Genomic DNA, 13,467 nt, shown 5'->3' with positions numbered 1-13,467 from the left:
GGCGGGCATGAGGTGGGCGAGGCACGAATGCTAGCAAGCCGCGGAGCGCGGCAGCCCCTTGGAGCGCGCCGGCGCCCGGACGTTCCCGCCCGCGCGCGGAACGGCCGGGCGAGACCGGGCGGCCCCTTGGCGGCTCAGGGGTAGAGGCCGCGTTCCTGGCGCGCCATCAGGATGCGCTCGCAGGCGACCGCGAAGGTCGCGGTGCGCAGGGTGATCTTGTGCTTGTCGGCCGTGTCCCAGATGTTGTTGAGCGCGTTCATCATGATGCGGTCGAGCCGCACGTTGATCTCGTCCTCGTCCCAGAAGAAGGACGAGAAGTCCTGCACCCACTCGAAGTAGCTGACCGTCACGCCGCCGGCGTTGCAGATCACGTCCGGCACGACGAGCACGCCGCGTTCGGCCAGGATGTCGTCGGCGGTCGGCACCGTCGGGCCGTTGGCGCCCTCGAGCACCAGCCTGGCCTTGGTCTTCTGGGCCCGCTCGGCCGTGATCTGGCCTTCGAGCGCGGCCGGGATCAGGATGTCGCAGTCCACGTCCCAGAACTGCTCGTTGGGCACCACGTCGCCGCCCTTGAAGCTCACCGCGCCGCCCGCGGTGCGCGAGGCCGGCACCAGCCCCGCGAGGTCCAGCCCGTTCTGGTTGAGGATGGTGCCCGTGTGGTCCTGCACCGCGACGATCTTTGCGCCGGCCTCGGCGAACAGCTCGGCCGCCACCGAACCCACGTTGCCGAAGCCCTGCACCGCGATCCGTGCGCCGCGCAGGTCGAGCCCGAGGCGGCGCGCCGCCTCGCGGCCGGTGACGAACACGCCGCGGCCGGTGGCCTTGACCCGGCCCAGCGAGCCGCCCAGGTGCAGCGGCTTGCCCGTGACCACGCCGGTGGCGGTGCCGCCGACGTTCATCGAATAGGTGTCCATCATCCAGGCCATGATCTGGGCGTTGGTGTTGACGTCCGGCGCCGGGATGTCGGTGTGCGGGCCGATGATGATGCCGATCTCGCTGGTGTAGCGACGCGTGACCTTCTCCAGCTCCTTGTGCGACAGCTTCTTGGGATCGACCCGGATCCCGCCCTTGGCGCCGCCGTAGGGCAGGTTCACGGCCGCGGTCTTGACCGTCATCCAGGCCGACAGGGCCATCACTTCCTCGAGCGTGACGTCCGGGTGGAAGCGCACGCCGCCCTTGCCCGGGCCGCGCGACATGTTGTGCTGCACCCGGTAGCCCTCGAAGTGGGCGATGGAGCCGTCGTCCATCTCGATCGGCACATCCACGATCAGCGCGCGCTTCGGGCGCTTGAGCGTCTCGACCCAGCGGGCCAGCCCGCCGAGGTAGGGCACGACGCGATCGACCTGCGACAGGTAGGTGCCCCAGGGGCTGTTGGCGGTCGGCTGGACGTAGGAGAGTTCAGAGCTCATGGCGATCCTTGTTGGGGTGAACGGCAAGCCGCGACGATAGTCCCGCGCGGCCGCCGGCGCCATGCCTATGCGCGTTTGCGCTGACGTTATGCGCCGGCGGCAAGCGGGCCGGGCTCCGGCCTGCCGTGGGCAGCCGTCATCGCCCCCCGAAGATCGCCGTGCCGACGCGCACCATCGTGCTGCCCGCCGAAACCGCGGCCTCGAGGTCGGCCGACATGCCGAGCGAGAGCGTGTCGAGCGCCAGGCCGGCCTCGCGCAGCTGGTCGAAAACCGCCCGGGCGCGCAGGAAAAGCGCGCGCTGGGCGTCGAAATCCGGAGCCGGCTCGGGGATCGCCATGAGCCCGCGCAGCCGCAAGCGTGGCAAAGCCGCCACGGCCAGCGCCAGTTCCAAGGCCTCGCCCGCTGCCACGCCCGACTTGTTGGCACCGCCGTCCACGTTGACCTGCAGACAGACCTGGAGCGCCGGCAACCCGGCCGGCCGCTGCTCGGACAGGCGCTCGGCGATCTTCAGCCGGTCGATGCCGTGGACCCAGTCGAAGTGGGCAGCCACCAACCGGGTCTTGTTGCTCTGCAGCGGCCCGATGCAGTGCCACTCGATCCCGGCGCGCAGATCGGCCAGGGCCTCGATCTTCGCCACGCCCTCCTGCACGTAGTTCTCGCCGAAGGCGCGCTGGCCCGCGGCATGGGCCTCGCGCACGGCGTCGGCGCCGAAGGTCTTGGACACCGCAAGCAAGCGCACGCTCGCCGGGTCTTGGCCGGCGGCCGTGCAGGCCGTCACGATCCGGGCCCGAACTTGCTGGAGATTGTCACCAATCATCGTCATAATCATCAAAAGCGTATCAAAACGTCACCGAGGAACTGCGTGGACATTACCCAACTGCTCGCCTTCAGCGTCAAGAACAAGGCGTCCGACCTGCACCTCTCGGCCGGTCTGCCGCCCATGATCCGCGTGCACGGCGACGTGCGGCGCATCAATGTCGACGCCCTCGACCACAAGGCGGTGCACGCCATGGTGTACGACATCATGAGCGACACCCACCGCAAGCACTACGAAGAATTCCTGGAGGTCGACTTCTCGTTCGAGATCGACGGCCTGGCACGCTTTCGCGTCAATGCCTTCAACCAGGCGCGCGGCGCGGCAGCGGTGTTCCGGACCATTCCCTCCAAGATCCTGACGCTCGAGCAGCTCAATGCGCCGAAGATTTTCGGCGACCTGGCCCTCAAGCCGCGCGGCCTGGTGCTGGTCACCGGCCCCACGGGCTCGGGCAAGTCGACCACGCTGGCGGCGATGGTCAACTACCTCAACGAGACCGAGTACGGCCACATCCTCACGGTCGAGGACCCGATCGAGTTCGTGCACGAATCCAAGAAGTGCCTGATCAACCAGCGCGAGGTCGGGCCGATGACCCTGTCGTTCGCGAACGCCCTGCGCTCGGCGCTGCGCGAGGATCCGGACGCGATCCTGGTCGGCGAACTGCGCGACCTCGAGACCATCCGGCTGGCAATGACCGCGGCCGAGACCGGCCATCTGGTGTTCGGCACGCTGCACACCTCGTCGGCCGCCAAGACCATCGACCGGATCATCGACGTCTTCCCCGGGGAGGAAAAGGAGATGATCCGCGCCATGCTCTCGGAATCGCTGCAGGCCGTCATCTCGCAGACGCTGTGCAAGACCAAGGACGGCCAGGGCCGCGTGGCGGCGCACGAGATCATGCTCGGCACGCCCGCGATCCGGAACCTGATCCGCGAGGCCAAGGTGGCGCAGATGTATTCCTCGATCCAGACCGGCATGGGCCAGGGCATGCAGACGCTCGACCAGAACCTCACGGACCTGGTCCGCCGCAGCGTCATTTCCGCCGCCGAGGCGCGCGGAAAGGCCAAGATCCCCGAAAACTTCCCCGGCTGAGGCCGCACCGGAGCCGCCCATCATGGAACGCGATCAAGCCAGCCAGTTCATCAACGACCTGCTGAAGCTCATGGTGAGCCGCAACGGCAGCGACCTGTTCATCACGGCCGAATTCCCGCCCGCGATCAAGGTCGACGGCAAGGTGACGAAGGTCTCCGCGCAGGCGCTCGGCGCCCAGCACACGCTGGCGCTCACGCGCGCCATCATGAACGACCGCCAGACGGCCGAGTTCGAGCGCACCAAGGAATGCAACTTCGCGATCTCGCCGACCGGCATCGGCCGCTTCCGCGTCAATGCCTTCGTGCAGCAGGGCAAGGTCGGCATGGTGCTGCGGACCATTCCCGCCAAGCTGCCGACCATCGACGGCCTGGGCATGCCGCAGGTCCTGAAGGACGTGGCGATGACCAAGCGCGGCCTGACCATCCTGGTCGGCGCCACCGGCTCGGGCAAGTCGACCACGCTGGCCGCGATGATCGACTGGCGCAACGAGAACTCGTTCGGCCACATCGTGACGGTGGAAGACCCGGTGGAATTCGTGCATCCGCACAAGAACTGCGTCGTGACCCAGCGCGAGGTCGGCATCGACACCGACAGCTGGGAAGCGGCGCTCAAGAACACGCTGCGCCAGGCACCCGACGTGATCCTGATGGGCGAGATCCGCGACCGCGAGACCATGGAACACGCGGTGGCCTTCGCCGAGACCGGCCATCTGTGCATGGCCACGCTGCATGCCAACAGCGCCAACCAGGCGCTCGACCGGATCATCAACTTCTTCCCCGAAGAGCGCCGTGCCCAGTTGCTGATGGACCTGTCGCTGAACCTGCGCTCGCTGGTCTCGCAGCGGCTGATTCCGACCGAGGACGGCCACGGCCGCATCGCCGCGGTCGAGATCCTGCTCAACACGCCGCTGGTCTCCGACATGATCTTCAAGGGCGAGGTGGGCGAGATCAAGGAGATCATGAAGAAGAGCCGCAACCTCGGCATGCAGACCTTCGACCAGGCGCTGTTCGACCTGTTCGAAGGCAACGCGATCAGCTTCGAGGATGCGATCCGCAACGCCGACTCGGCCAACGACCTGCGGCTGCAGATCAAGCTCAACAGCCAGCGCGCGCGCACGACGGATCTCGCGGCCGGCACCGAGCATCTGACGATCGTTTGACGGCAGCGGATCGCGGGGCGCTAAGCTAGCGCCCCATGAGCAGCATCAACCCCAAGACATACGACTCCATTCCATCACACAAGGTCGCCTTCCTCGGCCTCGGCGTGATGGGCTTTCCGATGGCCGGCCACCTCGCGCTGGCAGGCCACAGCGTGACGGTCTACAACCGCAGCGCGGGCAAGGCCGCCGACTGGCAGGCCGAATTCAAGCCGCAGGCGAAGGCCGCGCTCAGCCACGCCGACACGCCGCGCGGCGCTGCCGACGGCGCCTCGATCGTGTTCTGCTGCGTCGGCAACGACGACGACCTGCGCTCGGTGGTGCTGGGCGAGAACGGTGCCTTCGCTGGCATGGCGCCGGGCTCGGTCTTCGTCGACCACACGACCGCCTCGGCCGATGTCGCACGCGAGCTGTCGAAGGTGGCGCGGGAGCGCGGCCTGCAGTTCATCGACGCGCCGGTCTCCGGCGGCCAGGCCGGCGCGCAGAACGGCGCCCTGACCGTCATGTGCGGCGGCGACGCCGCCACCTTCGCGCGCATCCAGCCCGTGGCCGCGGCCTTCTCGCGCGCGGTCACGCTGCTCGGCGAGAGCGGCGCCGGCCAGCTCGCGAAGATGGTGAACCAGATCGCGATCGCGGGCCTCGTGCAGGGCCTGTCGGAGGCGGTCGCCTTCGGCCAGCGCGCCGGGCTCGACATGAACGCGGTGCTGGGCGTGATCGGAAAGGGCGCGGCCCAGAGCTGGCAGATGGACAACCGCGGCAAGACCATGATCGAGGGCAAGTTCGATTTCGGCTTCGCGGTCGACTGGATGCGCAAGGACCTGGGCCTGGTGCTCGACGAAGCCAAGCGCAACGGCGCCCGGCTGCCGGTGACCGCGCTGGTCGACCAGTTCTATGCCGACGTGCAGCAGTCCGGCGGCAAGCGCTGGGATACCTCGAGCCTGATCACGCGGCTGAAGTAGCCGCGCGCCCGGTCAGCGCACCGGCGAGGTCGTGACGCCGCCCGCCGGCGTCGAGGACGACGGCAGCGGCGGCAGCGGTTCCATCGGCGGCAGCGGCACGCTGGAGCGCGATCCCGAAGTGTTGCCTCCGGTTGCCGGTGCCGCGGCCGGCGCCGACGACGAGCCGGTGCCGCCCTGCTGCGCCTGGTTCAGCTGGTTCTGCAGCTCGGCCTCGCTGACGATCTCCACCACGCGCACCACCTTGTTGACGCCGGACACGCCGCGCGCGATGTCGGTCGCGCGGTCGGTCTCGCGGCGGGTCGCGATGCCCAGCAGGTAGACCGTGCCGCGCTCGGTCACGACCTTGAACGAGTTGGCGAAGATGTCCTTGGCATCGAGCAGCGAGGCCTTGACCTTGCCGGTGATGAAGGTGTCGTTGGAACGCTCCTGGAACGAGGTCGGCGGCCCGACGATGAGTTCGTTCACCACCGAACGCACGTTGTCGACCCGCTTGACCACGTCCTCGACACGGCGCTTGTCGGCTTCGCTGCCGACCGTTCCGGTCAGCAGCACCTGCCGATTGAAGCTCGTGATGCTGACGTTCATGTTGTCGTTCGAGATCTCGCGCACGCGCGCACCGGCGCGCAGTTCGATCGCCTGATCGTCGACCTGGGCACCCGAACTGCGCCGGTCGGTCGCGACCATGCCGACGCCGGCCGCAGCCGCGCCGCCCACCACCAGCGGCACGCAGGCGGTCAGACCCGACACCAGCAAGGCGCCTGCGGTCAATGCCAATGCGAAGCGTCGGGTGGATGTCGTCGTCATGGAGGGAAGCCTTCCTGTGCGTTGATGGGCGCGCCGAGTTTATCCGAGGGCCTTTTGACGTCTGGTTACGACCTGTCATCGATCGCGGGGGATTTGCACTCCGGCGTCGCTGCCACAATTTGAGCCGTCCATGGCGCGCATGTTGCATGCCGCTCCAGACCTCCGGCACCGCATCCGACCACGCGAAAGGACGACACTTGATTCCCGTTGCTGCACGATCGCCCCTGCTGCGCCGCACGGCCGGCCTGCTGGCCGCTGTGCTGCTGGCCGGCTGCAACGCGCTCGCGCCGGTCAACCCGCCGATCACCCAGGTCGACCCCGACAGCGGCTACCGCGTCGGCCGCCTGCTCAAGCGGCCGCACGAAGGCGTTCAGAACGATGCCGAGACGCTGTTCCTGCTCACCTTCTCGGGCGGTGGCACGCGCGCGGCGGCCCTGTCGTACGGCGTGCTCGAGGAACTGCGGCGCACCGACGTCAAGGTCCGCGGCGAGACGCGCAACCTGCTGCACGAGGTCGATGCCATCGCCGGCGTGTCGGGCGGCAGCTTCACGGCGCTGGCCTACGCCCTCTACGGCGACAGGCTGTTCACCGAGTACGAGCCGCGCTTCCTCAAGCGCGACGTCCAGGGCACGCTCACCGCGCGGGCGCTCAATCCGCTGAACTGGTTCAGCCTCGGCAGCGGCCTCTACGGCCGCTCGGAGATGGCCGCCGACTACTACGACGAGATCCTGTTCAACGGCGCCACCTTCGCCGACCTGCTCAAGCTGCCGACGCCCGTGACCGCCGTGACCGGCACCGACCTCTCGACCGGCGCCCGCTTCCCGTTCTCGCAGGACCACTTCGACCTGCTGTGCTCCGACCTCGGCACGGTGCGGCTGGCCCGCGCGGCGGCGACCTCCTCGGCCGTGCCCGCGGTACTGTCGCCCGTCACGTACTACAACTACGGCGGAGGCTGCGGCGCGGTGATGCCGGCCTGGGTGTTCGACGTCACGAAGCCCGGGGGGCCCGAACGCCCGGCCGGCCGCGCGCTGCTGCGCTATCGCGACATCCAGAGCTTCGAGGACAGCAGGAACCGCCCCTACCTGCACGTGGTCGACGGCGGCGTCTCGGACAACCTGGGCCTGCGCGGCCTGCTGGAGGCGCTGGAGGAAGTCGAGGCCAGCCCGCGCTACCAGCGCGAGCTCGGACTGGAGTCGATCAAGCGCATCGTGGTGGTGGTGGTCAATTCGCGCTCGGCCCCCGCCACCGACTGGGACCGCCGCGCCCGGGCGCCCGGCATCGTGGCACAGCTGCTGCAGTCCTCGAGCGTGCCGATCGATCATTTCTCCTACGAGTCGGTCGAGCTGCTCAAGGACATCGCGCAGCGCTGGGACGACAAGCGCCGGCTCGAAGTGGCCGAGCGGCGGCTCGCGGGCATGTCCAAGGCGCAGGCCGAGGCCGCGGTGCCGCGGCTGCGCTTCGACTCGATCGACGTCAGCTTCGACGCCATCGAGGACAAGGAGGAGCAGCGCTACTTCATGAACCTGCCGACCAGCTTCGTGCTGAGCGCCGAGGAGGTCGACCGCCTGCGCGCGCTCGGCGGCCGGCTGCTGCGCGAATCGCCGGTGTACCGCGAGCTGCTGCTGCGCATCGACGAGACCAACGCGCCGGCCGCGAGGGCCGCCGCCGCGCAGTAGGCGGCGCGGCGCTCAGGGCGACAGCAGCGAGGAATCGTTGTCCTGGTCGCCGAGCAGCTGGGCGTCGACGCCGTCGCACAGGCAGTGCAGCGCGAGCAGGTGCACCTCGTGGATGCGCGCGACGCGCTCGTGCGGCACGCAGACGTTGACGTCGGTCTCGCGCAGCGCCCGGCCCACGGCACCGCCGCTGCCGCCGCCGTTGCTGCCCGCATTGCCCAGCAGCGCCACCACGGTCATGTCGCGCTCGTGCGCGGCCTCGACGGCGGATAGCACCGCGGACGACTGGCCGCTCGCGCTCAGGACCAGCAGCACGTCGCCGGCCTGACCGAGCGCACGCACCTGGCGCGCGAAGCGGTCGGCGCCGAGGGCCTCCGGGGTGTCGGCGGCCGGGTCGGTGGCATCGCCAGGCAGCGCGATGGCCGCGAGTTCGGGCCGCTCGCGCTCGAAGCGGCCGACGAACTGGGCCGCGAACTGCGCCGCCAGGAAGCCCGAGACGCCGGCCCCGCACGCGAGGATCTTGCCGCCGCTGGTGACGCAGGCCAGCACGGCCTGCATGGCCTGCGAAATGGGTTTGCCGAGCAGTGGGCCGGCCTGGTACTTGAGGTCGGCACTGTCGATGAAATGCTGCTGGATCCGTTGCTCTGACATCGAATGATGATAGCCCCGGCATTTTTCGGCTTCAGGTCATCCGGCGTCGAAGGCGCCCCGGATCCATTCGATGCGGTCTTCGATCAGCACGACGTCGAAGCGGCAGGGCGGCAACACGCGCAGGCCGGCGATGTAGTGGCGCGCCGCAAAGACGATGCGGTGCTGCTTCAGCCCGGTGATGCTGCCGCCGGCGCCGCCGTGGCTCCCGCTCGCGCGACGGCGCACCTCGACGAACACCAGCGTCTGGTCGGCCGGATCGCGCATGATCAGGTCGATCTCGCCGCCGCCGCGGCCCGGGGTTCGATAATTGCGCGCGACCAGGTCGAGGCCGGCCGCCATCAGGTGCCGCAGCGCGGCGTCCTCGGCGGCGTCGCCGCGCTGCTTGGTCGTCGGTGGCGCCGTCGCGCGCCCCGCCCCCTTGTTCTGGAGATAAGCCATTGACTTCCATCGCTCCCGCTTCGTTCGGCGCCGCCCTGCTCGCCGCGCGCGATGCCGCGGGCGCCCAGCATTATCCGCAGGCCACACTCTACGTGGTGGCGACGCCGATCGGGAACCTGGCCGACATCACGCTGCGCGCGCTGCATCTGCTGCAGCTGGCCGATGCGGTGGCCTGCGAGGACACGCGCCACACGCAGAGCCTGCTGCGCGCCTACGGCATCGACCGCCCCGGCGCGCAGCTGATCGCGCTGCACCAGCACAACGAGAGCGAGGCGGCACAGGGCGTGATTGCCCGCCTGGCCGCGGGCGAGCGCATCGCGTACGTCAGTGACGCCGGCACGCCCGGCGTGAGCGACCCCGGCGCGCGCCTCGTGGCGGCGGTGCGCACGGCCGGCCACCGGGTGCTGCCGCTGCCCGGCGCCAGCAGCGTGACGACGCTGGTCGGCGCTGCAGGGCTGGTGGACACTGCGGACGGCGCGGGCGGCTTCGTCTTCGCGGGCTTCCTGCCGAGCAAGGCCGGCGAACGCGATGCCGCGGTGCTGCGCCTGGCCGACGAGCCGCGCAGCGTGGTGCTGCTCGAGGCGCCGCACCGCATCGAGGCGCTGGCGCGCGCGCTGGCCAGTTTGGGCGAGCGGCCGGTCACCGTCGGCCGCGAGCTCACCAAGCAGTTCGAGGAGATCGACACCGTGGCCGCGGCAGCGCTGCCGGCCTGGTTCGCGGCCAGCCGCGACCGCACGCGCGGCGAATTCGCGCTGGTGCTGCATCCGCGTCCGACAGCCACCGACGACGGTGCCGAGGGCGAGCGCGTGCTGCGCCTGCTGCTGGCCGAACTGCCCGTGAAGAGCGCGGTGCGCGTGGCCGCCGAGATCAGCGGCGCGCCGCGCAACGCGCTCTACGAGGCCGCGCTGCGGCTGCGCAAGGAAGGCCCCGCCGACGAGAACGGCTGAAGGCTCAGGCGTCCAGCTCGGGATAGGCGCGGAAGATGCCCTGCTCGTTGAAGGCGATCCGGCGCGGGCTCTGCAGGTAGGCGCGCACACGCTGGCGCCGGCCCACGTTGGCATGCAGCTTCGCCACTCGTGGCGTCTGCGCGAGGGCACGCCCGCTCGCCTTCGGGAATGCATGGCGCAGGCCCGCCACGAGCTGGAACAGCGACAGGTCCGCGTAGGTCAGGCCATTGCCCACCAGGTGCAGGCCGCCCTGCGGATTGCGCCCGAGCACCTTCTCGAACCAGCCGAGGAACTTGGGAATGCGTTGCTCGCGGAAATCCCGCGCGCGCGCCATGGCGGCTTCGCGCTGGTCTTCGTAATAGAGGCCGGTGGCGATCGGATGGTGGGTGTCGTGGGCCTCGGCCACGCAGTCGGCCACCGTGAGCTGCAGCTGGTGGGTCCACAGCGCGTCGGCCTCGCTCGTGCCGGCCAGGCCCAGGCGCGGCCCCAGATAGAGCAGGATCGCAGCCGTCTGGCCGATCACCCGATCGCCGTCGACCAGGAAAGGCGGCGCGAACGAAGGCCGCGCATTGGCCGGGTCGTCGAGGTCGCGCATCAGGCGAGACTCGCCACCGCCGCGCGCGGGCGGCTCGCGCGCGACATCGACATAGGCGGCGCCCGCGGCCTCCAGCGCGAGGCGGACGAATTCGCCGCGGCCCTGGATCGTGGGCCAGTAGTGAAGCTGCAAGGTCAAGCGTCCTCCGGCGGGAAATGCGAAACGGCCGCCAAGCATACGAGCCATGGGGCCGACGCGCCGCACCTAGACTTCAGCCGTTTTTCATTCGACCGGAGTCGCCCCATGATCCTCGCCCTGCCCTCGCTGCAGATGTTCTTCCCGCCGTCGCTGCGGCCACCGCCGGTGCGGCGCCCGCGCCCGGCCGAGCTTCGCATCGACGTCGAGCACGGCCCCGACAGGCTCGACGGCGAACTCGCCGCCATCCATGGCCGCCTGCACCAGCCCGGCCATCGCCTGCACGGCCTCCCCGTCGTCGCCACCGACGACCCCGACCTGGTCCTGCGCTGGCGCGAGGCCGACGGCGAGTTCTACGTCTACGTCGACGACGTCCGCCACCACCGGCTGGCCGGCTACGTGGTCTTCAACCGCCTGATCGAAGTGAACCGGCACGCCGACCGCTGCCTGCGCGCGCCGCATTCCAAGTTCGATCCGCGCTACCGGCGGCGCGGCCTCGCCACCGCCATCTACCGCTGGGGCCTCGATGCCGGCCTGTGCCTGCTGACCGGCGCGCGCCAGTCGCCGGCCGCCCATGCGCTCTGGCATGCGCTGGCCCGCCACTACACGATCGGCTGCGTCGACCTGCGCGACAAGACCCTGACCTATCTCGGCCGCGAGGTGTCACCCGAGGTGCTGGGCAAGCTGTCCACGCGCATGTTCCTGCTGGGCCGCGGCTGGACCCTCGACCGCTTCACCGCCGCCACCGGCATGCGCTGAGTCCGGCCCGGCGGCATGACGCGCAGGCAGCAGCGTGTCGAGACACAAAGTCATGTGAAACGCATACAGTGCCGCATGAACGCAAGTCGCATCCACCCTGGCCCCCTGCACCGTGCCTGCAGCAAGGCCCTGGTCCTCCAGGGCGGCGGCGCACTGGGCTCCTACCAGGCCGGCGTCTACGACGCGCTGAGCGGCCATCCGCATCACCAGCCGAACTGGATCGCGGGCGTCTCGATCGGTGCCATCAATGCCGCCCTGATCGCCGGCAACGCGCCGCGGCGGCGGGTCGAGCGCCTGCGCGAGTTCTGGCAGCTGGTGTCGTCGGGCCCGCCGCAGCGGCTGCCGAACTGGCTGGCCGACCGGCCCACGCTCAACCAGTGGAGCGCCAGCCTGGCGACCGTGTTCGGCATCCCGGGCTTCTTCGAACCGCGCCTGTCGCCCACGCTGATGATGGGCGGCGATGCGCCGATGCTCAGCTACTACGACACGGCACCACTCAAGTCCACGCTCGAGCGCCTGGTCGACTTCGACCGCATCAACGCGCGCGAGGTGCGGCTCAGCGTCGGCGCGGTCAACGTGCGCACCGGCAACTCGGTCTACTTCGACAACACGATCCACAGGATCGGCCCCGAGCACATCATGGCCAGCGGCGCGCTGCCGCCGGGCTTTCCGCCGGTGGAGGTCGATGGCGAGCCGTACTGGGACGGCGGACTGGTCTCGAACACGCCGCTGCAATACCTGCTCGACAACCAGCCGCGCAGCGAGCCGCTGGTGGTGCTGCAGGTCGACCTGTTCAACGCGCGCGGCCAGATGCCGGCCACGATCTCGGACGTCATGGCGCGGCAGAAGGACATCACCTATTCGAGCCGCACGCGCATGAACACCGACGCGCTGGCGGCCAACGTCAACCTGCAGCAGGCGATCGCCGAGCTGATGGCCAAGCTGCCCCCCGCGTTGCGCAAGGACGCCAGCGTGCGGGCGGTGCAGCAGCAGCTCACGCACCAGCCGGTCGACATCTTCCATCTGATCTACCGCGACAAGCCCTACGAGCGCGACTCCAAGGACTACGAGTTCTCCCGCGCCACGGTCGAGGAGCACTGGGAGGTCGGCCAGCGCGACATGCGCCGCACGCTCGATCACACGGGCGTCTTCGAGAGCCATGCCCAGAGCGACGGCGTGACCACCTACGACCTGGCCGATCCCGCGGCGATCCGCATCAAGCGTCCGATCACTCCACCCTCCGCAGACAGCAACGCACCATGAACATCTCCGAAGTCCGAAAGAACGCCTTCGCCATGCCGCTCACGAGCCCGGCCTTTCCGCCCGGGCCCTACCGCTTCATGCGGCGCGAATTTTTGGTCATCACCTACCGCACCGACATGGACGCGCTGCGCGCCGTGGTGCCGGAGCCGCTCGAGGTGGTCGAGCCGCTGGTCAAGTACGAGTTCATCCGCATGCCCGACTCCACCGGCTTCGGCGACTACACCGAATCGGGCCAGGTGATTCCGGTGCAGCTGCGCACCGACCGCGGCATCGAACAGGGTGGCTATGTCCACGCGATGTTCCTCAACGACCACCCGCCGATCGCGGGCGGGCGCGAACTGTGGGGCTTCCCCAAGAAGCTCGCCACGCCGGTGCTCGACTACGAGACCGACGTCGTGGTGGGCACGCTCGACTACGGCAAGGTGCGCATCGCCAAGGCCACGATGGGCTTCAAGCACAAGACCCTGGCACCCGAGCCCATCCTCGCCGCGGCCGCACAGCCGAACTTCCTGCTCAAGATCATTCCGCACGTCGACGGCACGCCGCGCATCTGCGAGCTGGTGCGCTACTACATGACCGACATCCAGCTGCATGGCGCCTGGAGCGGCCCGTCCTCGCTCGAGCTGCATCCGCATGCGCTCGCGCCGGTGGCCGACCTGCCGGTGCTGAAGGTCGAATCGGCGGTGCACTACATCGCCGACATGACGCTGGCGCTGGGCACGGTGGAGTTCGACTACCTGGCCTGAAGCGGCACGCCACGGCTGGGCCGGCA

14 protein-coding genes are annotated in these 13,467 nt (G+C 69.6%); 8 read left to right on the top strand and 6 right to left on the bottom strand.

Features of this window, described 5'->3' with window-relative positions; all coding sequences use genetic code 11:
* Window positions 1–134: 134 nt before the first annotated feature.
* Together QTH87_RS00595 and QTH87_RS00590 are read right to left on the bottom strand one after the other, a co-directional pair.
* A complete protein-coding gene (locus QTH87_RS00595; protein WP_286606093.1) occupies window positions 135–1,409 on the bottom strand; it encodes a Glu/Leu/Phe/Val family dehydrogenase in 1,275 nt (424 codons plus the stop codon).
* Window positions 1,410–1,545: 136 nt separating this feature from the next.
* Window positions 1,546–2,232, bottom strand: coding sequence for a YggS family pyridoxal phosphate-dependent enzyme (locus tag QTH87_RS00590; RefSeq protein WP_286606092.1), 687 nt, complete (start codon window positions 2,230–2,232; stop codon window positions 1,546–1,548).
* 39 nt (window positions 2,233–2,271) lie between these two features.
* Here QTH87_RS00590 and QTH87_RS00585 point away from each other — a divergent pair, with 39 nt between their 5' ends.
* Genes QTH87_RS00585 through QTH87_RS00575 form a run of 3 tightly spaced genes read left to right on the top strand, consistent with a single transcriptional unit; the run spans window position 2,272 to window position 5,430 of the window.
* Window positions 2,272–3,315, top strand: coding sequence for a type IV pilus twitching motility protein PilT (locus QTH87_RS00585; RefSeq protein WP_286606091.1), 1,044 nt, complete (start codon window positions 2,272–2,274; stop codon window positions 3,313–3,315).
* Window positions 3,316–3,337: 22 nt separating this feature from the next.
* Window positions 3,338–4,474 (top strand): PilT/PilU family type 4a pilus ATPase, encoded by a 1,137-nt coding sequence (locus tag QTH87_RS00580; protein ID WP_286606090.1) that lies wholly within the window; start codon window positions 3,338–3,340, stop codon window positions 4,472–4,474.
* A 35-nt stretch (window positions 4,475–4,509) separates the two neighbouring features.
* Window positions 4,510–5,430 (top strand): NAD(P)-dependent oxidoreductase, encoded by a 921-nt coding sequence (locus QTH87_RS00575; RefSeq protein ID WP_286606089.1) that lies wholly within the window; start codon window positions 4,510–4,512, stop codon window positions 5,428–5,430.
* 12 nt (window positions 5,431–5,442) lie between these two features.
* Here QTH87_RS00575 and QTH87_RS00570 read toward each other — a convergent pair whose 3' ends face one another.
* Window positions 5,443–6,234 carry a BON domain-containing protein gene (locus QTH87_RS00570; RefSeq protein WP_286606088.1) on the bottom strand — a complete coding sequence of 264 codons (792 nt, stop codon included), beginning with the start codon at window positions 6,232–6,234 and terminating at the stop codon, window positions 5,443–5,445.
* Window positions 6,235–6,431: 197 nt separating this feature from the next.
* Between QTH87_RS00570 and QTH87_RS00565 the strand changes: the two genes are divergently transcribed.
* A complete protein-coding gene (locus QTH87_RS00565; RefSeq protein ID WP_286606087.1) occupies window positions 6,432–7,910 on the top strand; it encodes a patatin-like phospholipase family protein in 1,479 nt (492 codons plus the stop codon).
* A 12-nt stretch (window positions 7,911–7,922) separates the two neighbouring features.
* On the opposite strand, the gene QTH87_RS00560 is transcribed toward QTH87_RS00565, so the two are convergent.
* Together QTH87_RS00560 and QTH87_RS00555 are read right to left on the bottom strand one after the other, a co-directional pair.
* Complete coding sequence (locus QTH87_RS00560; protein ID WP_286606086.1) at window positions 7,923–8,558, bottom strand: SIS domain-containing protein; 636 nt, start codon at window positions 8,556–8,558, stop codon at window positions 7,923–7,925.
* Window positions 8,559–8,594: 36 nt separating this feature from the next.
* The gene (locus QTH87_RS00555) at window positions 8,595–8,996 is read right to left on the bottom strand and encodes a YraN family protein (RefSeq protein WP_286606085.1); all 402 of its coding nucleotides are present in this window, start codon (window positions 8,994–8,996) and stop codon (window positions 8,595–8,597) included.
* Here QTH87_RS00555 and rsmI point away from each other — a divergent pair.
* Window positions 8,996–9,943 carry a 16S rRNA (cytidine(1402)-2'-O)-methyltransferase gene (gene rsmI / locus QTH87_RS00550; protein ID WP_286606084.1) on the top strand — a complete coding sequence of 316 codons (948 nt, stop codon included), beginning with the start codon at window positions 8,996–8,998 and terminating at the stop codon, window positions 9,941–9,943. The two genes, QTH87_RS00555 and rsmI, sit on opposite strands and share 1 nt — an antisense overlap.
* A gap of 4 nt (window positions 9,944–9,947) precedes the next feature.
* On the opposite strand, the gene QTH87_RS00545 is transcribed toward rsmI, so the two are convergent.
* On the bottom strand, window positions 9,948–10,676 hold the full coding sequence (locus QTH87_RS00545; protein ID WP_286606083.1) for a glutathione S-transferase: 729 nt from the start codon (window positions 10,674–10,676) through the stop codon (window positions 9,948–9,950).
* Between the two features lie 132 nt (window positions 10,677–10,808).
* Between QTH87_RS00545 and QTH87_RS00540 the strand changes: the two genes are divergently transcribed.
* The 3 genes from QTH87_RS00540 (at window position 10,809) to QTH87_RS00530 (ending at window position 13,441) form a co-directional block, all read left to right on the top strand.
* Window positions 10,809–11,432: an N-acetyltransferase gene (locus QTH87_RS00540; RefSeq protein WP_286607987.1), complete on the top strand. Its 624-nt coding sequence runs from the start codon at window positions 10,809–10,811 to the stop codon at window positions 11,430–11,432.
* Between the two features lie 75 nt (window positions 11,433–11,507).
* Window positions 11,508–12,695: a patatin-like phospholipase family protein gene (locus QTH87_RS00535; RefSeq protein ID WP_286606082.1), complete on the top strand. Its 1,188-nt coding sequence runs from the start codon at window positions 11,508–11,510 to the stop codon at window positions 12,693–12,695.
* A complete protein-coding gene (locus QTH87_RS00530; protein WP_286606081.1) occupies window positions 12,692–13,441 on the top strand; it encodes an acetoacetate decarboxylase in 750 nt (249 codons plus the stop codon). Before QTH87_RS00535 ends, QTH87_RS00530 begins: the two co-directional genes overlap by 4 nt.
* The last annotated feature ends 26 nt before the right edge of the window (window positions 13,442–13,467 follow it).

It is taken from the genome of Variovorax jilinensis, assembly GCF_030316885.1.
Classification (GTDB): Bacteria; Pseudomonadota; Gammaproteobacteria; order Burkholderiales; family Burkholderiaceae_C; genus Variovorax; species Variovorax jilinensis.
Note: the sequence above shows the minus strand (reverse complement) of the source record. Positions and strands in the feature narration are given on the sequence as shown.